Here is a 21,672-nt window from a genome sequence, read left to right as displayed (position 1 = left end):
GCAGAAAATTCTTCGCGGGCACGCTCAGGGTTTGGTGGTCTGCAAGGGATGTGATCATTTGGTCAAGCTCAATTTCACGCAATTTCATTTGACAGCTGCTTTTTCATGTTCACGCAGTGTCAGCTTGGCGATGTTGAGTTGATGAATTTGGCTCGTACCCTCATACAAGCGGAAGAGACGCACATCGCGGTAATAACGCTCGATTGAGCTGAAGTCTGCGATGTAGCCAGCACCGCCAAACATCTGAACGCAGCGGTCTGCAACCCGACCACACATTTCAGAGGCGAAGTATTTACACATGGAAGCCGCGAGGGCTACATCCTCTCCACGATCACGTGCACGCGCTGCTTCGAGAATCATGGAGCGCGCAGCAAAAATTTCTGTACGGCAGTCAGCGATCATCGCTTGAACTAACTGGAAGTTGGCAACTGATTGGCCGAACTGTGCACGTTGCGTCGTATGAGTCACAGCGAGATCAAGCATGCGGATTGCCGGTCCGGTGCAAAGCGCTGCCAAGTGCATCCTTTGTTTGTTCAGAACCTTCATCACGGTTTGGAAGCCAACGCCTTCCTTTTCACCGATCATGTTAACGGCGGGCACACGGCAGTTCTCGAAAAAAACATCTGAAACCGGCGATCCAGCTTGCCCCATTTTTTTGTACTGCGCGCCAGTTCGCAATCCCGGTCCCCGTTCAACCAGGAAGGCGGTCAGACCTGCATGACCACGTGAATCCTCCTCAGTCCGTGCAATGACTGTGAACACGTCTGCGACAGGCGCATTGGTGATGTAGCGCTTCATTCCATTGAGCACATAGTTGTCGCCATCCCGGCGTGCAGTGGTCTGAATATTGGTCGCTTCAGATCCTGCGTCCGGTTCAGTGAGTGCTAAGCAGCCAGTGAGCTCGCCAGTGGCCATACGCGGTAACCAGCGCCTTTTCTGCTCTTCAGTGCCATCTGCGACGAGTGCTTCTGAGCCGATGCCAGTATTCGTTCCCACGCGCGCGCGCAGCGCTACTGAAGCTTGGGAGAGTTCCATCGCGCACAAGACAAGTTCTTCTGCCGTGAGACCCAGGCCGCCATATGACTCGGGGATACTCCAGCCAAAGTACCCCTTGTTACGCAGTTCTGAGACGATTGACTCAGGAATCTCTTCAGAGCGTTCGATTTCATCCTCTATGGGATGCCATCGTTCGCGAACAAATGAACGTATGTCGTCAAGCAGGGCGTCAAGTTTTGCGTCATTGCGAATCATGCAAGTACTTTAGGCAAGTCTTCCTTGACTTCAAACCAATGTTTCAACTATTGGAACCGAGATGTGCAGACAAGTGTGTTCCACGCGAAAATGTCAATATGCGACAAGAACGAACAGTTCATCAATTAAAAAACCAGCTGGACCTCCAGCGCGTGCGTGCGGATGACCCCGACTTTTCCGGGACGCTCGCCAAGGGATTGATGATTCTGCAATGTTTTGTTCGTAATCCGCGCGCTCATGCGAACAGCGAGTTCGCTGAAATCTTGGGAATTCCGCGCTCAACGGTCAGTCGCTTGTGTCGAAGTCTTCAAGCATTGGGATTTCTTGACCACGATGAAAGGCTGGACAGGTACTTTATTGGCCCAGCCGCAGTAGCACTCGGGTATCCCTATGTGATCAATACACCCTTGCTTACGCACCTGAGGCCGGCTCTTCAATCAATGGCCGATCGCTTTGAAGGTGCTGTTTCTATCGGCGTGACCATGGACCTTGACGTTGTCTATATCGAAACATGTACACACGAGAGTGGTACGCTCAAGCGGCCGGGTGTGGGGGCAGTGCGCGGTATCGTCGAAACAGCGATGGGACGTTCTTGGCTCTCGCAACTTTCAGTTGCCGATCGAAACCGCTTTCTTGTGAGAGCACGCAAGGAGAGGCCCGATGAATACACCCGCAGCACAGAGGGTCTGAAAGAAAGTATCACTCATTACAGCAAGCGCGGCTTCGCGATCAATATGGGGGATGCCGGTCTTGGTGTTCTGGCTGTTGGCGTGGCTTCTGACATCCGTTACGGCTCGCGCAGGCTGTTATTTAACTGTGCTGTACCAGGGTACCGTGCCAAGCCCAATGATTTACTAAAGACGATAGGACCAGCGCTGGTTCAATTGGTTAATATGGCCGGACGTCAAGTCGGAGTGCGCTAAGTGTGCTTCTGGCTGGAAGCCCAGAAGTGACTGCGGGACACGACCAGCCGCAACAGCTGCAATGCAGACATCGATCCCAGCTCAACGTAAGTCCACTTTATATCGACTTCTGCCAGTCAACTTTTGCTCAATCGTTGAGTTGCACTTCGCGCCTATTTTTCAACGTCGGACTGATACCACAAAGCGCAGAAACTCTGACTACCATCAGACCAGTTCCGGCGGCGCTTATAGCCCAGTCGTCTTAGCGCTATACCCAGCTCGCCCGGGTGGCATTTCCCGCGCCATTTGCCTGCCAACATGGTTCGGATTGCAGGTAGTGAGAGCCCTTGGCTCTTGATCTCTGCGGGGATGTTTGCCAACAGCTTGGCAAGGCGATCTTCTAGCGGTGTGAGTCGCTCTAGCCATTTCGAAGTCTCAGCAGCTTGTTGCTCTGCGGCACTAGCTTCGCATGCCGTGACATGACTTTTTACATGCTCTAAATATGTCGACACAATGACCTCCTGTGGTGATTTCAAGTCGCGTCGCTTGGACGGGTGCCCGGTAAAGGGCAACCCGTCCGCAAGGACGTAGAAGATTCGCTCATGAAAAGTTCAATGAAATCAATGGGTTAGGCCCGGCGTCATCGCGGCTGAGGTGCCGCTCAGTTGGGCCGGACTGTTGATTGGCTTTGAAAACTGAGCCACTGGCTCAGTTTGTCTGGCTAATCAACACACAGCTTAATTTCACAAGGCAAAAAGGGCAACCATAAAAAATCGCAACAATATTTTTGCTGTGACGACAAATTTTGAAAACCTAGGTTGTACTCAAGCCATTGTCTGAAACCGCATTGTTTCTAACTGAAGGCTTCGTGTGTCCATCGAAAAATCAAATTGGCAACTGTCGAACCAGATTGCTTCGGACCCAAGTGCTGAGTCCACTTGCAACACCTCTTTGGCTCCATGCTTGGTAAGCTGGATCAGCATAAACGGCATCCGCGCATTTGCCGTAGGCTTCATAACTTTCATATCGTGTGGTGAAAACCATGTTGCCAATTTCACCGGTAGAAACTGCCCAGACAGAGACTTCGGCACCGTGCTTGCGAAAAATGGCAGCACTTTCAGCAACCAGCGCCATGAGCTTTGTCATGTCAGCTCCTGGGTTCGGACTGAATACAACTTGAGAAACAACTGCTTGTGACATGGTTTATCTTTCGATTGAGTTGCATGAGCTCAAAATTGAACCCCGTTTCGCTTATACCCCCCTAGCCATAATTTTTGGTGGCAATTCACTACTCACAAGGGTAAACACTCTGGGACACCGTAGTTGAACCTTTACAAACAAGGGCTGATTAGGTTGATAGTTTGGGCCCCAGTGCACTGCACAGGCCCACGGGTGCTTACCAAAACCAGCGCACGTTAAACCGGCCGTGAAGCGGCAAAGGGGTGTGGCGGCACCGTTGTAAGGGGTATCGGGATTCGGGGCTTGTGCCTCCTTCTGAGCGCGTCGGCGCGGCATTGCGGGTGCTGGTCGGACCGCAGTGTGTAGCGCTTGAAGGACCGCATCGATCGCGGCGTCGCGGCCGCCGTCAATCGACCTTCGCGCCCGAATCCTTAACGATCTTTCCCCACTTGATGGCCTCGGCGCGCATGAAGCCGCTGAACTGCTCGGGCGGGCCGCCGACGATCTGCATGCCCAGGCCCTTGAGCTTGTCCTGCACCTCGGGCAGCTGCAGCGCCTTACCGACGTCGGCATTTACGCGCGCCACGATCTCCCGGGGCGTGCCGGTCGGTGCCAGCAGGCCGAACCACTGCAGCACCTCGAAGCCGGGCAGGCCCGATGCGGCCACGGTGGGCAGCTGCGGCGCCACCGGCGACGGCCTGGCATCGGTGACCGCCAGCGCGTTGAGCTTGCCCCCCTGCACCTGCGGCAGGAAGGCCACCGCGGTGCCGAAAGCTACCTGCACGCGGCCTGCCACCAGGTCCAGCGTCATCGGCGCGTCGCCCTTGTAGGGGACGTGCTGCATGTCGATGCCGGCCAACGACTTGAAGTACTCGGCCGTCAGGTGCGACACGCTGCCGTTGCCGGTGGAGCCGAACATCATCGAGCCTGGCTTGGCCTTGGCCAGCGCCACGAACTCGGCCACCGACTTCGCTGGAACCGAGGGGTGCACCACCATCAGGATGGTGGCAGTGCCCACCAACGACACGGGTGCGAAGTCCTTGACCGGGTCGTAAGCCAGCTTGGGATACAACGCTGGCGCGATGGCGTGCGTGCTGCTGGTGCCCAGAAGGAAGGTGTAGCCGTCGGGCGCCGACTTGGACGCCACATCGGACCCGGTGGTGCCGCCGGCGCCCGCGCGGTTGTCGACCACCACGGCCTGCCCCAGCGATTGCGAGAGTTTGTCGGCCAGCAGACGGCCGACGATGTCGGTGGAGCCGCCGGCCGGGAACGGCACGACGATCCGGATCGGCTTTGCGGGCCAGGCCTGGGCGACAGCCGCGCTGGTGGCCAGTACGAGGGACGCAGCAACAATGACCGCGCTGCGGGAGAGGGAGGGCAGCATGAAGACTCCTGGGAAAGCAAGGGCGCTCAGGCCGCGGCCAGTGCGACGCCGGACCGCGTGGAAACCGGGGCAACGCCGAGCAGCGCCTGGGCGATCTGCTGCGCGGTGTTGAGTGAATCGGTCAGGCCCAGGTGGCCGTGGCCGCAGGCCAGCCACAGGCCCGGATGGCCTTGTGCCGCCCCGACCACCGGCACCGAGTCGGGCATGCAGGGGCGATGGCCCATCCAGGTGCGGGTGGGCAGGTGCTCGAGTCCCTTGAAAGTGTCGCGCGCAATGCGGCCCAGCATGGCGGCACGGCGCTCGTCAGGCGGCGCGACCAGCCCGCCGATCTCGACTGTGCCGCCAACGCGCAGGCCCTCTTCCATCGGCGTGACGAACACTTTTCGGTCGGCCAGGATGACGGTGCGCGACACCACGTCGCGCGCGCCCTCGAACTGCAGGTGGTAGCCACGCTGGCTCTCGAGCGCCAGGTGCACGCCCAGCGGCGCCAGCAGCGCCTTGGACCACGCACCGGCCGCCACCACCACATGGTCGAACGGCGACTCCGTCGGGCCTTGCAGCCGCCACCGGCCGCCTTCGGGCAGCAGGCCGGCGACACCGGCGCGCACCACGCGGCCTCCGGCGCTGGCATAGGCGCCGGCCATGGCTTGAACGTAGCGCAGCGGATGGAGGATGGTGGCGTGGTCGGCCAGGAACATGCCGACCTGGTAGCGCGCCGCGACGCCGGGCTCCAGTGCCTCGATGCCGCCACGGTCCAGCCGTTCGGCCTTGAAGCCGTAGGACTCGCGCAGCCGCCAGCCGCCGGCGTCCTTGGCCAGCGCCGCAGCGTCGGGGTACAGGTGCAGGTGGCCCTGGCGCAGGAACAGCTCGGGTACGCCCAGCTCGCGCGTCATGGCCTCGTGCGCATCGAGCGCGCCGGCATGGATGGCGTTCAGTTTCGCGGCGGCGGCCTGCACCGCCGCTGGTCGCGCCGACGCGACGAAGCGCAGCAGCCAGGGCAGCGCATGCGGCAGGTGGCGCAGGGGCAGGTACAGCGGGCTCTCGGCATCGAACAGCATGCCGGGCACTGAGGCCAGCACGCCCGGCATGGCCAGCGGCGCGACCGACGCGGGACTGACCGCGCCCGAGTTGCCGGCGCTGCAGCCCGACCCGGGCTCGCCCCGGTCGATCAGCGTGACGTCGGCGCCGCGCTTGCGCAGTGCCAGCGCAGTGCTCGTGCCCACGATACCGGCGCCGATCACGGCGATGCGAACGGGTTCTTGCATCAAGATGCCTTGGCGCGCTTGTCGGAGACGATGCGGCCGTCCTTGAGCACCAGCTGCAGGCGCCGCACGTTGTTGATGTCGTCCAGGGGGTTGGAGCCCACCACGATGAGGTCGGCGATCTTGCCCTTCTCGACCGTGCCCAGCTGATCGCCCATGCCGCAGATGGCCGCGCCGTTGCGCGTGGCCGCCACCAGCGCCTGCCAGGGCGTGGCGCCGTCGCGCACCCACAGGCCGAGCTCGAGCAGCGCGGCGTCCTTCAGGGGCCGGATGTCCGAGCCCAGCGCCATCTTCACGCCCGCCTTCAGCGCCTTCAGGAAGCCGTGCTGGTGCACATCGGCCGCCGCGTCGGCGCGGCAGCACAGGGAAACCGCGAGGTTGCGGTTCTTGACCCAGCGCTTCTCCCAGTCGTTGGTGGCCTGGCCGGGTGTCAGGTGGCTGATCGACAGCGTGGGCACGTACCAGGTGCCATGCTTGAGGAACAGCTCGATGCACTCGTCGTCGAGGATGTAGCCGTGCTCGATGCTGTGCGCGCCGGCCACGATGGCGGCCTTTACCGCATCGGGGTTGGTGGCGTGCGCCATCACCTTGAACTCGCGCTGCTTGCAAATCTCGAATGCTGCCTTCAGCTCGTCGGGCAGCAGAAAGGAATGGCGGTGCAGGTCCCAGGCCGGGCCCAGGATGCCGCCCGAGAGGTTCATCTTGATGTGATCGACACCGTTCTTGATCTGCTCGCGGATGGCCGTGACCCAGCCGTACGGGCCGTCGACTTCGAGCGCGTGGCCCGAGGTGAGGAAGTGGCCGCCGGTGGTGGTGAGGAAGTGGCCGGCCGCGAAGAGGCGCGGGCCCAGATGCTGGCCGGAGTCGAAGGCGCGCTTCCAGGCCACGTCCATGTAGTTGTGCGCACCAGCGCAGCGCAGGCCCACGATGCCCGATTCGAGCAGCGCCTGTTGCATCTTGTGGCCGAACAGGGTGACCTGCTCGGCCAGCGGCATGTCGGTCAGCGACTGAAAGTAGTCGGGGTGGATGTGCACGTCCCACAGGCCAGGCAAGAGGTAGGCGCCCTTGAGGTCGATCACCTGCGCGTCGCCAACGGCAGGCGCGCTGCCGGCCGGGAAGATGTCGTGGATCTTGCCGTCCTGCAGCAGGACGGCGCAGTCTGCTTGAGCCTGCGGGTCGACGCAGTCGATCAGCGTGGCGTGGGTGAGGAGGGTGCGCATCGAGGCTTGGCAGGTGAGCGTCATTCGGCCACGATGCCGACCTTGGCCGCCAGGTCTTTCCACTTGGCGCCCTCGGCCTGCACGAAGCGGCCGAACTCCTCGGGCGATTGCGGAAACGGCACGATGCCTCGGTCGTTGAAGGCCTTGGCCAGGTCGGTGCCCGTGAGCAGGGCCACCACTTCACTGTTGACGCGGTCGATCACGGCGCGCGGTGTCTTGGCGGGGGCAAGCAGGCCGAACCAGGTACCGCCTGAGAACGCGGGCAGGCCAGCTTCGGCAAAGGTGGGCACCTCCGGCGCGCTGGGCAGGCGTTGGCGCGAGGCCACCGCCAATGCGCGCAACTTACCGCCCCGCACGTGTTCGAGCACCGCGGGCGGCGTATCAAAGCTGTACTGGACCTGGCCACCGATCAGGTCGATGATCGACGGCCCGCTACCCTTGTACGGAACGTGCACGCTCCGTGTGCCGATGAGCGACTTGAACAGCTCGCCGGCCAGGTGGTTGGAGGTGTTGTTGCCGAACGAGGAATAGTTGAGCTTCGCGCCGTTGGCCCTGGCGTAGGCGATGAACTCTTCCAACGTGCGGACAGGCAACGCGGGGTTGACCACCAGGAAGAACGGCACCTGGCCGACACCCGTGATGGGCAGCAGGTCGCGCACCGGGTCGTAGGGCATGGTCTTCATGGTGATGGGCGCGATGGACACCTCGGGAGAGGCGGCCAGGAGCAGCGTGTAGCCGTCGGGGTCGGACCGCACCACCGAGTTGGCGCCCAGCGTGCCGCCGGCGCCGGCGCGGTTCTCCACCACGACCTGCTGGCCGAGGCGGGTGCCAAGCTGCTGTGCCAACAGGCGGCCGGCTACGTCGGTGCTGCCGCCGGGCGGGTAGGCGATGACGATGCGCAACGGGCGCGCGGGCCAGGCAGGCGTCTGGGCGGCGGCGAAACCGTGCACCAGGGCGGCGGCGGAACCACTGAGGAGGGTACGGCGTTGCATTAGTTCTCCTGGCTGGCCGGCGACAAGAGGCCATCGGCAAAAAGCTTATTGTATGGACCCGCCGTATCGCGATGCAATACGTTAAAATTGCATTGCAATAACTTGGAGAAATTTCCTTGACTCGATCGCTCATGCTTGCCGCAGCCCAGACCGGCAGCGTGGAGGACGGTGACCTTCGCACCATTGAAGCCGCGGCCCACGCCCTGCTCGACGAGGCCGCGCGCCGGCAGGTGCGGCTGCTCACCTTCGGCGAGCTGTTCCTCACGCCCTTCTTCGCCAACCAGCTGGTGGAGGACTTCGACCGCTGGTTCCTGCACGACGCCCACCCGGTGCTGCTGGGCCTGCGCGAGAAGGCGCGCCGGCACAGCATCGCACTGGTGCTGCCCTTCGCCGAGAAGGCCAACGACGGCTACTACAACAGCGCCTTCGTCTACGACACAGACGGCCGCGAAGCGGGCCGCTACCGAAAGACCCACATCCCGGCCTACTTCCCCACCGAGGGGCCGGGCGGCACCGGCAGCTTCGAAAAGTTCTACTTCACGCCGGGCGCGAAGCTGGAGACCTATGCGGTGGCCGGCACGCGCATCGGCGTGCAGATCTGCAACGACCGGCTGTACCCCGAAGCTTCGCGGGCCCTCGCTCTGCAGGGCGCCGAGATTATCGTGATGCCGATCGCCTATTCAACCTACGCCGACCCGGCCCAGCGCACCTCGATCTGGGAGATCCCGCTGCGGGCCCGCGCCTACGAGAACGGCGTGTTCGTGCTGGCCTGCAACCGTGTCGGCTCCGAGGGGGCACGGCACCACCTGGGGCGCAGCATGGTGATCGACCCGCGCGGCATGATCGTGCAGGAGGCGGGCACCGAGGCGCCCGAGCTGCTGACCGTCGAGGTCGACCTGGATGCCGTGACGTCGGCGCGCAAGAAATTTCCGTGGTGGCGTGACCGCCGCCCCGACCTGTACGGACCGCTGGTCACCAACGACTGACCGGCGATGGCCAGCGCGATACCCACCAGGGCCCGCCGCGGCGCGTTGGACGCTGAAAGTCCGCTTTACATGGGCTCGCTGGCCAAGTGCTTCCAGGTGCTGGAGGCACTGAACACCGCCAGCCGCCCGGTCGGCCTGACCGAGCTGGCCGAGCTGGCCGGACTGGACCGCAGCGGCGTGCAGCGCATCACGCACACACTGCGGGTGCTGGGCTACCTGCGGCAAGACCCGGCAAGCAAGGCGTTCCGGTTGTCGGGCCGGATGCTGGAGTTCGGCCACACCGTACTGGCCACCCACGTCGTGCGCGGACGGGCGCAGCCGCATCTGGACGCACTGAACAAGCGCACCGGCGAAACGGTGAACCTGATGGAGCTCGAGGGCGACGAGATCGTCTACGTGGCGCGCTTTCCCAGCCTGCATGCGGTAAGCGTCGATCTGCACGTCGGCTCGCGCCTGCCGGCGTTCTGCACCGCGGCCGGCCGCGCCATCCTGTCGCACATGGACCCCGCCGAGGCGATGGCCCGCCTGAAGGGCGTGCGCCGCGTGGCGATGACCAAGCGCACCCTCACCGACCTGCCCGGCCTGAGCAAGGCCTTGCAGAACGCGCGCGAGAGGGGCTATGCGCTCAACGACCAAGAAGCTTTCGTCGGCGACATCTCCGTGGCGGCGCCGTTGCTGGGCCCGGCGGGCCGTCCGTTGGCTGCCGTCAACATCGCCGTGCCCTCGCCACGCTGGCGGCTCGAGGAGGTGCTGGCGCAGCTGGTGCCCGCGCTGCTGAAGACGGCAGCCGTCATCGGGCGGGATCTTCGGTCGGTGTAGCTGCGCGCTGGGCTCCGCCTCGGTTCGCGCGCGGCGGGGTGACACGCCTGACGCGTACCCGTGAAGCCGGCGAATTCAATCCGTGGAAGATGGGTGACTTCACCGCCGAGTTCATCGACGGCATGCTCAAGGCGATCGTGGGTATCGAATTCGAGATCGCCCGGATGAAGGGCAAGGCTGTTAACGCCGATCCAATATTGAACACCGAATCGCTAGGTGCTTTTTTTTGGCCGTATGTCAAACATACGGCAAAGACAGTCTAAAAGCCGTACAAATCAGGGTGACCTAGGCAAATGATGATGGATCGCTTTTGCCGTACGGTTGCCGTATTGAACCAAAATTGCAAACAGCCTCACTCAAAGGGCGTTGGCGGCTTACTTCAGGGGCGGTTCAATCATCCAGTCGTGGCAAACCGAAGCGGTCGAACCTGTTGGTAATTGGTACAGCGTGTTGGTAAACGTTTAGGGAGTGCTGGCCGTCTACCGCAACCGTGAGGTAAAAGGCGAATCAGTGCTGAATTGCCTCAAACGATGGCCCAAAGAGGTCACGGAGGCATTTGTACGAACCACGAATCTCAATCTATTAATTGATGATCGACAAAATCGCGATTCCTGGAAGGACCCGCGATTCATAGCCTCAGTAACAGCGCCAGTAAAGTTATCGTTCCTATAAGTCGAATCTGCACTCGATGGCACTCAAAACAACATTACTCAGGTGCCGGGGATCAACTTCAAACGCAGGCGTCCTTTCAGCATTGCTTGAAAGGGTTTTACCCCGAGCAAGAGTGAATTCCGACTGCAATTAATTTTTCAAGTGGTAGAAAAAACGGGAACGACGGGTAAAATATTCCGCAAATTTGTGATGGCTTTCGAGAATTATTTATGGAAATTCGATGAACGAGTCAAAAGCGCTGCAGTTTGGTCCAGGCCACAAGAGCCTGAAAAGGTTTTCATGGCTTGCATTGCTCTGGAGCCTGTTGCTGTGTCTGAGCTTATTCAGTACACCCGCAACGGCCGCAGCACCCACGGTAACGAGTGTTTCGCCTTCTGCCGGACCTGCTGTAGGCGGTACGAGCATCACCATCACAGGCACCGACTTGGCCGGCGCCATTGCTGTCACCATTGGCGGCATTCCTGCGACTAGTTTTACCGTGGTGAACGGACAAAAAATTACTGCAGTCACACCACCTGGCACCTTTGGGGCTGCAGATGTGTTGGTGACAACTCCCGATGGAACGAATTCAACGACAGCGAATACATCATTTAACTATACTGCTGGTGATCTTATTCCGGCCGCTGTTCCTTTCTCGCCGGCATTTCCGCATGCCCTGTCCATCATTGCACCTGGAAGTGCTGTCACCACTTCCGCTTCGTTCACAGTTAGTTTTAATCAACCTGTTACCGGGGTGGATGCTGCCGACTTCGATTTGATGGCTACTGGAACGGCGGCCAACGGAACCATCTCCTCCGTAACTGGTTCAGGGGCAAACTACACCGTCAATGTTACCGGGATCACCGGTGCCGGCACCCTTGGTGTGAGCCTCGCGAACTTGGCGACCATTACCGCCTTGCCGTCGTTTGCAACGCAAGCCACCTTCGCCACGGGATTCAAGCCCGCCTCCGTGACCTTGGGCGATGTGAATGGCGACGGCAAGCTCGACATGATCACCGCAAATTTCAACTCCGGCAACGTCAGCGTGCTCCTGGGTAATGGCAATGGCAATTTCCAAGGCCAGCAAACCTTCGCCACGGGAACTCAGCCATTCGCCGTGAGGTTGGGCGATGTGAACGGCGATGGAACACTCGATATCATCACCGCCAATGAAGGTTCCAATAATGTCAGCGTGCTCTTGGGCAATGGCGATGGCACCTTTGCAGCTCAAACCACTTTCGCCACGGGAACTCGGCCTCGCTCCGTGACTTTGGGCGATGTGAACGGCGATGGAACACTTGATATCGTCACCGCCAATCAAGACTCCAATAACGTCAGCGTGCTCTTGGGCACTGGCAATGGGACCTTTGCACGTCAAGCCACATTCGCCACGGGAAATGGGGCATACTCCGTGGCCTTGGGCGATGTGAATGGCGATGGTAAGCTTGACATCGTTACCGGGAATAGGAGCGACAGTAGGGTCAGCGTGCTTCTGGGCAATGGCGATGGCACCTTCCAAGCGTCCCAAGCTTTCAGCGCAGGTGATAATCAATTCGCCGTGGCCTTGGGCGATTTGAACGGCGATGGGAAGCTGGACATCGTCACGGCAAATACGAACACCGCCATTGCCGTGCTCTTGGGCAATGGCGATGGCACCTTTCAATCCCAGATAATATTCGGTGCGGGAACGAACCCACGCTCCTTGACGTTGGGCGATGTGAACGGCGATGGCAGGCTCGACATCATGACCGCGAATTTTGGGTCCACCAACGCCAGCGTGCTCTTGGGCAATGGCAATGGCACCTTTAAATCTGCAGTCACCTTCGCCACGGGAACTAATTCGCAATCTGCGACCTTGGGCGATGTGAACGGCGATGGCAGACTTGATATCGTTGCCGCGAACTACAACTCGGATGACGCCAGCGTGCTGTTGGGCACGGGTGGGAGTGCCATTTTTGCTACTTTCACGCCCCAGCAAACCTTCGCTGCGGGAAATGGTGCACAGTCTCTAGCGCTTGGGGATGTGAACGGCGATGGTAGGCTCGACATGGTCACTGCGAATGTTGGCGACGACACCGCCAGCGTGCTTTTAGGCATTGGCGATGGCACGTTTCAAATTCAATCCACATTCGCCGCAGGTGGTTACCCAAACGCGGTCGCCTTGGGCGATCTGAACGGCGATGGCAGACTCGACATCGTCACCGCGAATCGCACCTCCAACAACGCCAGCGTGCTCTTGGGCAATGGCAATGGCACCTTTCAACCTCAAGCCACCTTCGCCACGGGGGATTTCCCACGCTCTGTGACCTTGGGGGATGTGAACGGCGACGGCAGGCTCGATATCGTTATCGCGAATGCTTTCTCCAAAACCGCCAGCGTGCTCTTGGGCAATGGCAATGGCACCTTTCAAGCTCAAGCCATGTTCGCCACGGGATCTACCCCAAGCGCTGTGACCTTGGGCGATGTGAATGGCGATGGCAAACTTGACATCATCACGGCGAATGATGGCTCCTCCAACGTCAGCGTGCTCTTGGGCAACGGCGATGGTACCTTTGCGGCTCAAGCCACCTTCGCCACGGGAAGTAACCCACTCGCTGTGACGGTGGGCGATGTGAACGGCGATGGCAACCTTGACATCATCGCCGCGAATTTCGGTGGCAACAGCTTGAGCGTGCTCCTGGGCAATGGCAATGGCACCTTTCAAACACAATCCACCTTCGCAATGAACAGTCCACACTCCGTGAGCTTGGGTGATGTAAACGGCGATGGTCGACTCGACATCATCACCGCGAGTTACAGTTCCGACACCGCCAGCGTGCTTTTAGGCAATGGCGATGGCAAGTTTCAAACTGAATCCACCTTCGCCGCAGGTGATGGCCCACTCGCGGTCGCCTTGGGCGATCTGAACGGCGATGGCAGACTCGATATCGCCACTGCAAATTTCGACTCTGACAATACCAGCGTGCTTTTAAACAGCATCGCTTTCACGGGGCAGACTGCTGCCGTTGTCAATGCTGCCAACACGCCGACGTTTGGCACGCCAACGAGCACTGCAGATGGCTTCACCGTTCAGATCAGCAACTACGATGCCAACTTCGCTTATGGTGATACCGCTACTGCGGGTGGCACCGTAGCGATATCGAACACTGGTCTTGTCACGGTGAGCGGCGTTGCAGTCAACACTTCATTCACTGCAACGATCACCACCACCCGAGCTGGTTACGAGAACGGCTCTGCCCAGGTGGCTGAGACGTCGTTGAATGCAGCCAACACGCCGACGTTTGGCACGCCAACGAGAACTGCAGTTGGCTTCACCGTTCAGATCAGCAACTACGATGCCAACTTTGCCTATGGCGGCACCGCCACTGCGGGTGGGACCGTGTCGATATCCGGCACCGGTTTGGTCACGGTCAGCGGAGTAGCCACCAATACGTCATCCACGGCCACCGTCACTACTACCCAAACTGGGTATGTCAGTGGCTCGGCGCAAGTGACGGCTGTCTCGCTGGCAGCACCCGGCGCCCCCACCGCGGTCTCAGCCATCGCGGGCAATTCTCAAGCTACGGTTACGTTCACCGCACCGGCAAACAACGGAGGCGCGGCGATCACGGGCTACATGGTGACGACCAATCCGGGTGGGTTGACGGGCACGGGAGCGAGCAGCCCGATCACGGTCACGGGTCTGACGAACGGAACAAGCTACACCTTCACGGTGACGGCGACGAATGGCGCGGGAGCGGGTGCGGCATCGGCCGCCAGCAACAGCGTCACACCCGCAACTTCGTTAGCCACCAGCTACACCGGCACCACTGCTGGCGGCAGCGTGACGGCAGCCATCACAGGCGGCAGTTGTGCAGGTTTCCAAGATGGCTCGGCCCAATACAACATGCCAGGCACTGCGCCTGCGGGTCAGAGATTCCCCTATGGTGCATTCAGCTTCACGGTATTGGGCTGTGGGCCAGGGGGCTCTGTCACCATTACACAAACCTACCCGAACTCCATCGCGCCCAATGCCAAGTACCACAAGCTGATCAACGGCAACTGGGTAGATTGGACAGCTAATGTGAGCATCGTTGGCAACACGGTCATCCTGACTTTGACGGATGGACAGCCGGGTGACACCAACCCAACAGCAGGCGAGATCAGTGATCCGGGTGGCATCACAGTTGCCGACGACAGCAGCATGGCGCCTATTCCGACGCTGAGCGCATGGATGCTGATGGTGTTGGCTGGCTTGATGGCCTTCGTTGCCACTCGCCGTGCAAGCGCTGTCGCAAAAGCCCACATGTCGTCCCAAGTTTAACCAGTACATAGCCATACCAGGCTGGCATTTACTTTTCACCGCGTAATGCCCCTTGACATGGTGGGGGTCGCTAGTTCGAATCTAGTCGCGCCTACCAAAATCGGTAGGGAAATCAAGCACTTGGCGGAAACGCCCAGTGCTTTTTTTCGCCTGTCGGTATGACGATATTATGACGAACCGCCTTTCAGCCGATGCGCTTTTCGGCCGCGGTTTGGCCAAGCTTATCAAGCTGACGGCGCTACCTGACGGACCCCGGTGAGTCCGGCCAAGTGACCATGCGCTCGGGCGCCGCCATGGCCGCCTCCCACCAGACGCTCGCTTGCGCATCGTCAAGCGACATTCGCGCGCAGGCCCTGAATTTGTCTTGCAGTTCCTGGTCGCTCACCGGCCGGCTCGCGTGGCCCCGCGCGCGCCGAACGGGCTCGGCGTCGAGCGTGGTGCCGTCGGTCAATCGAACCGACAACAGGTCTTGCGGCGAGAACAGCGGCTCCAGCGCATCGCGCTCGGTGGCGATCTCGACACGCACTTTTCGAAGCAGGGCCTGCACGATCGTGTCGTTGACGGCGTCGTCGCTCAGGTCCTGAAGATGCACATGGCCGCGGGCCAGGGCGCAGGCGATGGTGTACTCGGCGCTGAACTTCGCATCCAGCCCGTTGGTGGGCCGGCTCGAACGCAGCATGTCCGCCTGGAGTTGGCCCAGGGTGGCCACCACCGCCTCGATGGCGTCCAGGCGATCGGCAACATGGGGCTGCAGCTCCAGTGCCGCGTCGATGATGCGATGGGTGGCGTAGCACACCGGGTAGCGTTTGATGTTGAGACCCTGCTCGAGCATCTGCCAAGGCGTGCCCGCGTGGATCGGGGAATGCAGCCGCACATCGCCGCGCGGCGAGATCGCAGCCAGAAAGCCGCGCGGACTCTCCAGCGCATCGTGCGAAGCGGTCAGGCCTTGTTCGGCGAGGTGCGCCGCAAGGATGCCATTGCGCGCCGCGAAGCCCACCTGCAGGGGCTTGGTCATGGAGCCGAAGTTGGCGACCAGGCCCGCCGACATCGACGCCGCGATGCCCAAGGCGTGCGCCGATCGCTGCGCGTCCAGCCGCCGCAGGCAGGCGCTGGCCGCAGCGCAGGCCACCGCACCGAACACCGCGGTCGGATGCCAGCCTTTGCCGTGGTGCTTGTCCGCGTCGCGCCCTAGCAGTTCGGCCCAGACTTCATAACCGGCCGCATAGGCCGTGACCGCCGCAGCCCAGTCGGCGCCCAGGCGCTCGGCCTCGGCCAGCACCACCGGTGCGAGCACCACGCTGGGGTGGCCGTCCAGGCCGGTATCGTCGAAATCAAGTGCATGGCCCGCCACCGCGTTCATGAACGCGGCGTCAGCCGACGCCGCAAAGCCGCCTTCGGTCCAGACCCGCGCCTGGCCGGTCGGACCCAGAGTGATCAGGTCGCGTGCATGGCGCAGCACCGGCTCGCCCACGCTGGCAAAGGCCACGCCCACGGTGTCGGCGATGCCGCGGCGGATCGTGGCGATGGCCTGCGCCGGCAAGGCGTGGGCGGGCATGTCCGCGATGAAGCGTCCGAGATCGGCCGTGAGCGCTGTTGGCGCCGTCGGCGGTGTCTGCGTGAGCGCGTCCATCTCAATACGAACGCGGCAGGCCCAGCACGTGCTCGGCGATATAGGACAGGATCAGGTTGGTGGAGATCGGTGCGGTGCGCTGAACGCGGGCCTCGCGCCACTTGCGCTCGATGTCGTACTCGCGCGCATAGGCGAAGCCGCCGTGCGTCTGCATGCAAGCCTCGCCCGCTTCCCAGGCGGCTTCGGCCGTGAGCAGCTTGGTGAGGTTGGCATATTCGCCACAAGGCTGGTTGGCTTCGTAGACCGCAGCGGATTTGCGCAGCATCAGTTCGGCCGCCTGTGTCTGCGCATAGGCCTTGGCGATGGGGAACTGGATGCCCTGGTTCTTGCCGATGGGGCGGTCAAAGATCACGCGCTCGTTGGCGTACTTGACGGCCGTCTTGATGAACCACTTAGCGTCGCCGATCGACTCGTGCGCGACCAGGATGCGCTCGGCGTTCATGCCGTCCATGATGCAGCGCAGTCCTTGGCCCTCCTGGCCGATCAGGCTGTCGGCGGGAATGCGCAGGTTGTCAAAGAACACCTCAGTGGTGTTGTGGTTGATCATGGCCTTGATGGGCCGGATCGTCATGCCGTTGCCCACAGCCTTGCGCATGTCCACCAGGAAGACCGAGAGGCCCTCGGATTTTTTCTTCACGTCCTCAAGCGGCGTGGTGCGCGCCAGCAGCAGCATGAGGTCGGAGTAGAGCGCGCGCGAAGTCCAGATCTTCTGGCCGTTGATCACGTATTCGTCGCCTTCGCGCACGGCGCGGGTCTTGAGCTTGGTGGTGTCGGTGCCGCTGGTGGGCTCGGTAACACCGAAGGCCTGAAGGCGCAGCGCGCCGCTGGCGATCTGGGGCAGGTAAAGTGATTTCTGTGCAGCGCTGCCATGACGCAGGACGGTGCCCATGGTGTACATCTGGGCGTGCGTTGCGCCGGCATTGCCACCGCAGGCGTGTATTTCTTCCAGCACCACACCCGCGGCGCGCAGGGGCAGGCCAGCGCCGCCGTATTCCTCGGGGATCAGCGCCGAGAGAAAGCCGGCGTCGGTCATGGCCTGGACGAAGTCGCTGGGATAGGCTTCTTTCTCGTCGAGATCACGCCAATAGCTGCCGGGAAAATCAGCGCAGATGCGGCGCACGCTTGCTCGGATCTCAGGGTAGTCCTCGCCGAGGTCCATGGAGACGGCGGACAGGTCAGGGGCGGCTTGGCTCATGGGGCTTTCTGTTGGAAATTGGGAATTGGAAGAAGGGTTCGCGCCCAGTGGCGCGTCAGGCGCTCGCGCGCGCAGCAGCGCTCTGGTAGTGCCGCGGCAGGCCGGCGCGGGCCAGCGCGCCCGAGAGGCTGTCGCTGCCCAGGTAGGACGCTGCGATCTCGCGCACGGCGAGCAGGCGCTCGAGGTCGATGCCGGTGCTCAGGCCCATGGAGTCGAGCATGAAGCACAGGTCTTCGGTCACGATGTTGCCGCTGGCACCTGGGGCGAAGGGGCATCCGCCCAAGCCGCCGAGCGAGCTGTCGAAGCGGCGGATGCCGCACTCCAGGGCGGCTGCCACGTTGGCCAGGCCCGTGCCGCGCGTGTCGTGAAAGTGCGCGGCGACTGGCACTGTGCCGACTTCGGCCAGGACAGCAGTGAACACCTCGCGCACCTGGCGCGGGTCGGCATAGCCCACGGTGTCGGCAATCATGATCTCGTCGGCGCCAGCCTCGGCCAGGAAGGCGGCGCAGCGTCGCACCTCGTCGACCGCGATGCGGCCTTCGTAGGAGCAGCCCAGCGCGGTGGACAAACCGGCGGCCAGTTCGATGTGGCCCTTGAGGCCCGCGGCGTCGCGCGCCTGCACGATGCGCACGAAGTCGGCCAGCGATTCCTCGCGCTCGCGGCGCACGTTCTTGAGGTTGTGTGTGCGGCTCACGGAGGTGACGTAGTCGACCTTGTGCACACCCAGCGCGAAGGCGCGCTCGGCGCCGCGCAGGTTGGGGGCCAGCGCCATGAGCGTGAGACCCGACAACTTCAGGGCGCGGCTCACCACTTCTTCAGCGTCGGCGAACTGTGGTATCAGTTTGGGGGGCACGAACGAGGTGACCTCGATCTCGCGCACGCCAGCGGCCAATTCGGCCACTATCCAGGCCAGCTTGCCTTCAGTGGGAACAATCGTGGCGGTGTTCTGCAGGCCGTCGCGCAGGCCGACTTCGCGCACCAGCACGTCGATGGGGGAGTGGGTCATGGGGGAGTGGGTCATTGGGGAGTGGGTCATGGGGGTTCAGTGTCCCTTGAAGTCGGGCGCGCGTTTCTCGTTGAAGGCTCGTACGCCCTCGCGACGGTCCTCGGAGGAGACGAGCCGGTTGTAGGCCTCTATCTCGAAGCGGCAGCCGGTCAGCAGGTCGCCTTGCAAACCGAAGTGAATGGATTTCTTGGCCTGGCGCACGGCCAGTGGCCCGTTGGCAGCGATGCCGGCGGCGCTGGCCAGGGCGTCCTCGAGCACGTGGCCCGGCTCGCTTAAGTGATTGGCCAGGCCCCAAGCCAGGGCCTGCTCGGCGTCAAAGGCCTGCGCGCGCAGGATCAATTCCTTGGCCCGGCGCTCGCCGACGGCGCGTGCCAGATTTTGCGTACCGCCGCCACCGGGCATGATGCCCAGGCGCGTCTCGGACAGCGCGAACTTCGCGTTGCGGCTGGCGTACAGGAAGTCGCAGGCGAGCGCGGTTTCCAATCCGCCCCCGTAGGCGTGGCCGTTGACTGCGGCGATCACCGGCATCGGTAAGTCCTGCAGAGCGAAGAACGCACGCTCGAAGATCTCGTGCTGGCGCCGCCAGGTCTCGTCCGTCATGCCGTGGCGCTCCTTCAGGTCGCCGCCCGCGCAAAACGCGCGATCGCCGGCGCCCGTGAGCACCACCGCGCGGATCACTTCACCATCAACAATGAGCCGGGTCCACAAATCCAACAAATCACGGCCCATTTGCGTGTTGATCGCGTTGAGCACGTCCGGCCGGTTGAGGGTCACTACCAGCAGGTGCGGGTCATGCAACGTGAGCTGCAGCGTGTCGTAAGTCGGCAGGTTCATGCGGTGGGCAACGCCGTGGCGTCTTCGTTCATTTCACCCAATCGGGGAGAGGGACCGTGGGGCCGCAGGCGCTGGCCGTCTAGGCGCAGCGGCAGGCCCATCAGGGGCACGGAGCTGCCAGGCACGTCCTGCATCAGGCCCAGGGCCTGGGTCTGCGGGTGCTCGAGCATCTGCGCGACGTTTTGCACCGGGGCGCAGGGCACGCCGTCGGCGTCGAGACGTTCGGTCCACGCCTGCGTGGTTTGGGTAGCAAAACAGGCTTCAAGCAAGGCGTAGAGGGCGGGGCTGTTTTCCACCCGCAGCGCGTTGCTGGCAAAGCGCGGCTCGTCGGCCCACGCGGGGTGGCCCACCACGCCGCACAAGGCACGAAAAAGTTTGTCATTGCCCGCGGCGACGACCAGGTCGCCGTCGATGGTGCGGTAGGCGCGGTAGGGAGCGATGCCGGCTTGGCCGGAGCCGTTTTTGCCTGGCATCGCGCCGCCGGCCATGTACTGCGTGGCGTACATGGTCATCCAGCAGGCGGCGGTCTCGAACAGCGAGACGTCCACCACGCCGCCTTCGCCCGTGGTGTGCCGGCGCATCAGGAGTGAGAGGATCCCCATCGCCGCCCACATGCCCGAGCCCATGTCGACGATGGAGGGCCCCACCCGCACCGGCGCGCCGCCGGCTTCGCCGACCACACTCATGATGCCGCCAAAGGCCTGCATCAGCGGGTCGTAGCCAGGGCGATCGGCCAGGGGGCCGACCGAGCCGAAGGCGCCGAGGTTGCAATACACCAGCGCCGGCTTGCGCGCGCGCAGGCTGGCCGCGTCCAGAGCCAGCTTCTCGACCTGGCCGGGCCGCATGTTCTGCAGCACGACGTCGGCCCGAGTCTCGATCAGCGCGTGAAGCTGCGCCAGGCAATCGGGGTCGCGCAGGTCCAGGACCCACGAGCGCTTGCCCCGGTTGATGCCCTGGAAGGTGGCGGCCGCGCCATCCAAAAAGGGCGGCCCCCAGTGGCGCGCGTCGTCGCCGGCGGCCTTTTCGATCTTGATCACCTCGGCGCCAAGGTCGGCCAGGATCTGCCCGGCGAAGGGGGCCGCCACGCTGTGACCGAGCTCAATGACCGTGATGCCGGCGAGCGGCGCAGCGCCCGCGGCAGGAGAAGCTTGTGTCAAGACGATCACTCCCCTTTGATGTTGGCGTCACGAATCAGCTTGCCGCGGCTCTGGTATTCACGTCGCTGCAGCTCGGTGAGTTCTGCTTGGCCGCCGGCGACAACGTCCATGCCTGCCGCGGTCAGACGAGTGCGCACGTCAGGGTCGCTCAGCACCTTGACCAGCTCGTCGCTCAGGCGCCGGGTCACGGCATCGGGCATTTTGGCGGGGCCGAAGAAGGCCAGCCACGACGGCATCTCGAAGCCGTCCAGGCTCTCGCCCATGGTGGGCACATTGGGCAGGATGCCCGAGCGCTTAGCGCTGGTCAGCGCGATGGCCTTGACCTTGCCGCTCTGAATATGGGGCACCACCGTGATGGCGCTGGCAAAGAGCAGGCTGATCTGACCGCCCATCAGGTCGTTGAGGGCCGGGCCGCCGCCACGGTAGGGCACGTGAATGAGCGGCGCGCCCGTGCGGGCCTTGAGCAACTCGCCCGCCAAGTGGTGGGGCGATCCGGTGCCCGAGCTGCCAAAGCCGCCCTTGCCCGGGTTGGCCTTGAGCCAGGCGACGAGCTCGTTCAAGTCCTTGGCGGGCACCGAGGGGTGCACCACCAGCGCGATCGGGTTCATTGCCACGATGGCCAGGGGCGTGAAGTCCTTGATCGGATCGAAGGTCGGGTTGGCCGTGAGGAAGGAGTTGGACGCGTGGGTGGCGTCCGTGCCCATCACGAAGGTGTAGCCGTCGGGTGCTGAGCGGCTCACAAACTCGGTGCCGATGTTGCCGCTGGCGCCCGCGCGGTTGTCCACAATCACGGTCTGGCCGATGTTGGCCGAGAGCTTCTGACCGACGATGCGGCCCACTGCGTCGGTGGAGGCGCCGGGGGGGTAGGGCACCACGAGGCGGATAGGCTTGTCCGGATAGC

General features: G+C 62.5%; 17 protein-coding genes. 5 read left to right on the top strand and 12 right to left on the bottom strand.

What is annotated here, in order from left to right; genetic code table 11:
* Nucleotides 1-84: 84 nt before the first annotated feature.
* Entirely contained in the window at nt 85-1,251 is a 1,167-nt protein-coding gene (locus B9Z49_RS03325) for an acyl-CoA dehydrogenase family protein (protein WP_108352032.1), read from the bottom strand.
* Nucleotides 1,252-1,349: 98 nt separating this feature from the next.
* Between B9Z49_RS03325 and B9Z49_RS03320 the strand changes: the two genes are divergently transcribed.
* Nucleotides 1,350-2,174: an IclR family transcriptional regulator gene (locus B9Z49_RS03320; RefSeq protein WP_108352246.1), complete on the top strand. Its 825-nt coding sequence runs from the start codon at nt 1,350-1,352 to the stop codon at nt 2,172-2,174.
* 864 nt (nt 2,175-3,038) lie between these two features.
* Here B9Z49_RS03320 and B9Z49_RS03315 read toward each other — a convergent pair.
* The 5 genes from B9Z49_RS03315 to B9Z49_RS03295 form a co-directional block, all read right to left on the bottom strand.
* Nucleotides 3,039-3,353 carry an NIPSNAP family protein gene (locus B9Z49_RS03315; protein ID WP_108352031.1) on the bottom strand — a complete coding sequence of 105 codons (315 nt, stop codon included), beginning with the start codon at nt 3,351-3,353 and terminating at the stop codon, nt 3,039-3,041.
* A 385-nt stretch (nt 3,354-3,738) separates the two neighbouring features.
* On the bottom strand, nt 3,739-4,716 hold the full coding sequence (locus B9Z49_RS03310) for a tripartite tricarboxylate transporter substrate binding protein (RefSeq protein ID WP_108352030.1): 978 nt from the start codon (nt 4,714-4,716) through the stop codon (nt 3,739-3,741).
* A 26-nt stretch (nt 4,717-4,742) separates the two neighbouring features.
* A complete protein-coding gene (locus tag B9Z49_RS03305) occupies nt 4,743-5,981 on the bottom strand; it encodes an FAD-binding oxidoreductase (protein ID WP_108352029.1) in 1,239 nt (412 codons plus the stop codon).
* Complete coding sequence (locus B9Z49_RS03300; protein ID WP_158273409.1) at nt 5,981-7,198, bottom strand: amidohydrolase family protein; 1,218 nt, start codon at nt 7,196-7,198, stop codon at nt 5,981-5,983. Before B9Z49_RS03300 ends, B9Z49_RS03305 begins: the two co-directional genes overlap by 1 nt.
* A 20-nt stretch (nt 7,199-7,218) precedes the next feature.
* The gene (locus B9Z49_RS03295) at nt 7,219-8,190 is read right to left on the bottom strand and encodes a tripartite tricarboxylate transporter substrate binding protein (RefSeq protein ID WP_108352027.1); all 972 of its coding nucleotides are present in this window, start codon (nt 8,188-8,190) and stop codon (nt 7,219-7,221) included.
* Between the two features lie 131 nt (nt 8,191-8,321).
* Between B9Z49_RS03295 and B9Z49_RS03290 the strand changes: the two genes are divergently transcribed.
* The 4 genes from B9Z49_RS03290 (at nt 8,322) to B9Z49_RS03275 (ending at nt 14,949) form a co-directional block, all read left to right on the top strand.
* Nucleotides 8,322-9,176, top strand: a complete 855-nt coding sequence (locus B9Z49_RS03290) for a carbon-nitrogen hydrolase family protein (protein WP_108352026.1) — start codon at nt 8,322-8,324, stop codon at nt 9,174-9,176.
* Nucleotides 9,177-9,245: 69 nt separating this feature from the next.
* The gene (locus tag B9Z49_RS03285; RefSeq protein WP_158273408.1) at nt 9,246-9,995 is read left to right on the top strand and encodes an IclR family transcriptional regulator; all 750 of its coding nucleotides are present in this window, start codon (nt 9,246-9,248) and stop codon (nt 9,993-9,995) included.
* Nucleotides 9,908-10,258, top strand: coding sequence for an FMN-binding negative transcriptional regulator (locus B9Z49_RS22490; protein ID WP_108352245.1), 351 nt, complete (start codon nt 9,908-9,910; stop codon nt 10,256-10,258). Before B9Z49_RS03285 ends, B9Z49_RS22490 begins: the two co-directional genes overlap by 88 nt.
* A 629-nt stretch (nt 10,259-10,887) precedes the next feature.
* Entirely contained in the window at nt 10,888-14,949 is a 4,062-nt protein-coding gene (locus tag B9Z49_RS03275; protein WP_108352024.1) for an IPTL-CTERM sorting domain-containing protein, read from the top strand.
* A 238-nt stretch (nt 14,950-15,187) separates the two neighbouring features.
* Here B9Z49_RS03275 and B9Z49_RS03270 read toward each other — a convergent pair whose 3' ends face one another.
* From B9Z49_RS03270 to B9Z49_RS03245, 6 genes are read right to left on the bottom strand one after another with little or no spacing between them, the layout of a single operon-like run.
* Nucleotides 15,188-16,579: an MmgE/PrpD family protein gene (locus B9Z49_RS03270; RefSeq protein ID WP_108352023.1), complete on the bottom strand. Its 1,392-nt coding sequence runs from the start codon at nt 16,577-16,579 to the stop codon at nt 15,188-15,190.
* Nucleotide 16,580: 1 nt separating this feature from the next.
* Nucleotides 16,581-17,774 carry an acyl-CoA dehydrogenase family protein gene (locus B9Z49_RS03265; RefSeq protein ID WP_108352022.1) on the bottom strand — a complete coding sequence of 398 codons (1,194 nt, stop codon included), beginning with the start codon at nt 17,772-17,774 and terminating at the stop codon, nt 16,581-16,583.
* Between the two features lie 55 nt (nt 17,775-17,829).
* Nucleotides 17,830-18,780 carry a hydroxymethylglutaryl-CoA lyase gene (locus B9Z49_RS03260; protein ID WP_108352244.1) on the bottom strand — a complete coding sequence of 317 codons (951 nt, stop codon included), beginning with the start codon at nt 18,778-18,780 and terminating at the stop codon, nt 17,830-17,832.
* A 36-nt stretch (nt 18,781-18,816) separates the two neighbouring features.
* Nucleotides 18,817-19,614 (bottom strand): enoyl-CoA hydratase/isomerase family protein, encoded by a 798-nt coding sequence (locus B9Z49_RS03255; protein ID WP_108352021.1) that lies wholly within the window; start codon nt 19,612-19,614, stop codon nt 18,817-18,819.
* Complete coding sequence (locus B9Z49_RS03250) at nt 19,611-20,771, bottom strand: CaiB/BaiF CoA-transferase family protein (RefSeq protein WP_199224969.1); 1,161 nt, start codon at nt 20,769-20,771, stop codon at nt 19,611-19,613. Before B9Z49_RS03250 ends, B9Z49_RS03255 begins: the two co-directional genes overlap by 4 nt.
* A 5-nt stretch (nt 20,772-20,776) precedes the next feature.
* A complete protein-coding gene (locus B9Z49_RS03245; RefSeq protein ID WP_158273407.1) occupies nt 20,777-21,646 on the bottom strand; it encodes a tripartite tricarboxylate transporter substrate binding protein in 870 nt (289 codons plus the stop codon).
* Nucleotides 21,647-21,672 lie beyond the last annotated feature (26 nt).

This window comes from Limnohabitans sp. 2KL-51, assembly GCF_003063645.1.
Taxonomy (GTDB): Bacteria; Pseudomonadota; Gammaproteobacteria; order Burkholderiales; family Burkholderiaceae_C; genus Limnohabitans_A.
Note: the sequence above shows the minus strand (reverse complement) of the source record. Positions and strands in the feature narration are given on the sequence as shown.

Bases quoted from the DNA above. Each gene is read 5' to 3' on its own strand.
- B9Z49_RS03300 (WP_158273409.1), bottom strand. From the start codon at position 7,198: ATGCGCACCCTCCTCACCCACGCCACGCTGATCGACTGCGTCGACCCG.
- B9Z49_RS03265 (WP_108352022.1), bottom strand. From the start codon at position 17,774: ATGAGCCAAGCCGCCCCTGACCTGTCCGCCGTCTCCATGGACCTCGGC.
- B9Z49_RS03270 (WP_108352023.1), bottom strand. From the start codon at position 16,579: ATGGACGCGCTCACGCAGACACCGCCGACGGCGCCAACAGCGCTCACG.
- B9Z49_RS03295 (WP_108352027.1), bottom strand. From the start codon at position 8,190: ATGCAACGCCGTACCCTCCTCAGTGGTTCCGCCGCCGCCCTGGTGCAC.
- B9Z49_RS03290 (WP_108352026.1), top strand. From the start codon at position 8,322: ATGCTTGCCGCAGCCCAGACCGGCAGCGTGGAGGACGGTGACCTTCGC.
- B9Z49_RS03285 (WP_158273408.1), top strand. From the start codon at position 9,246: ATGGGCTCGCTGGCCAAGTGCTTCCAGGTGCTGGAGGCACTGAACACC.
- B9Z49_RS03310 (WP_108352030.1), bottom strand. From the start codon at position 4,716: ATGCTGCCCTCCCTCTCCCGCAGCGCGGTCATTGTTGCTGCGTCCCTC.
- B9Z49_RS03260 (WP_108352244.1), bottom strand. From the start codon at position 18,780: ATGACCCACTCCCCCATCGACGTGCTGGTGCGCGAAGTCGGCCTGCGC.
- B9Z49_RS03275 (WP_108352024.1), top strand. From the start codon at position 10,888: ATGAACGAGTCAAAAGCGCTGCAGTTTGGTCCAGGCCACAAGAGCCTG.
- B9Z49_RS03305 (WP_108352029.1), bottom strand. From the start codon at position 5,981: ATGCAAGAACCCGTTCGCATCGCCGTGATCGGCGCCGGTATCGTGGGC.
- B9Z49_RS03320 (WP_108352246.1), top strand. From the start codon at position 1,350: ATGCGACAAGAACGAACAGTTCATCAATTAAAAAACCAGCTGGACCTC.
- B9Z49_RS03255 (WP_108352021.1), bottom strand. From the start codon at position 19,614: ATGAACCTGCCGACTTACGACACGCTGCAGCTCACGTTGCATGACCCG.
- B9Z49_RS03315 (WP_108352031.1), bottom strand. From the start codon at position 3,353: ATGTCACAAGCAGTTGTTTCTCAAGTTGTATTCAGTCCGAACCCAGGA.
- B9Z49_RS03325 (WP_108352032.1), bottom strand. From the start codon at position 1,251: ATGATTCGCAATGACGCAAAACTTGACGCCCTGCTTGACGACATACGT.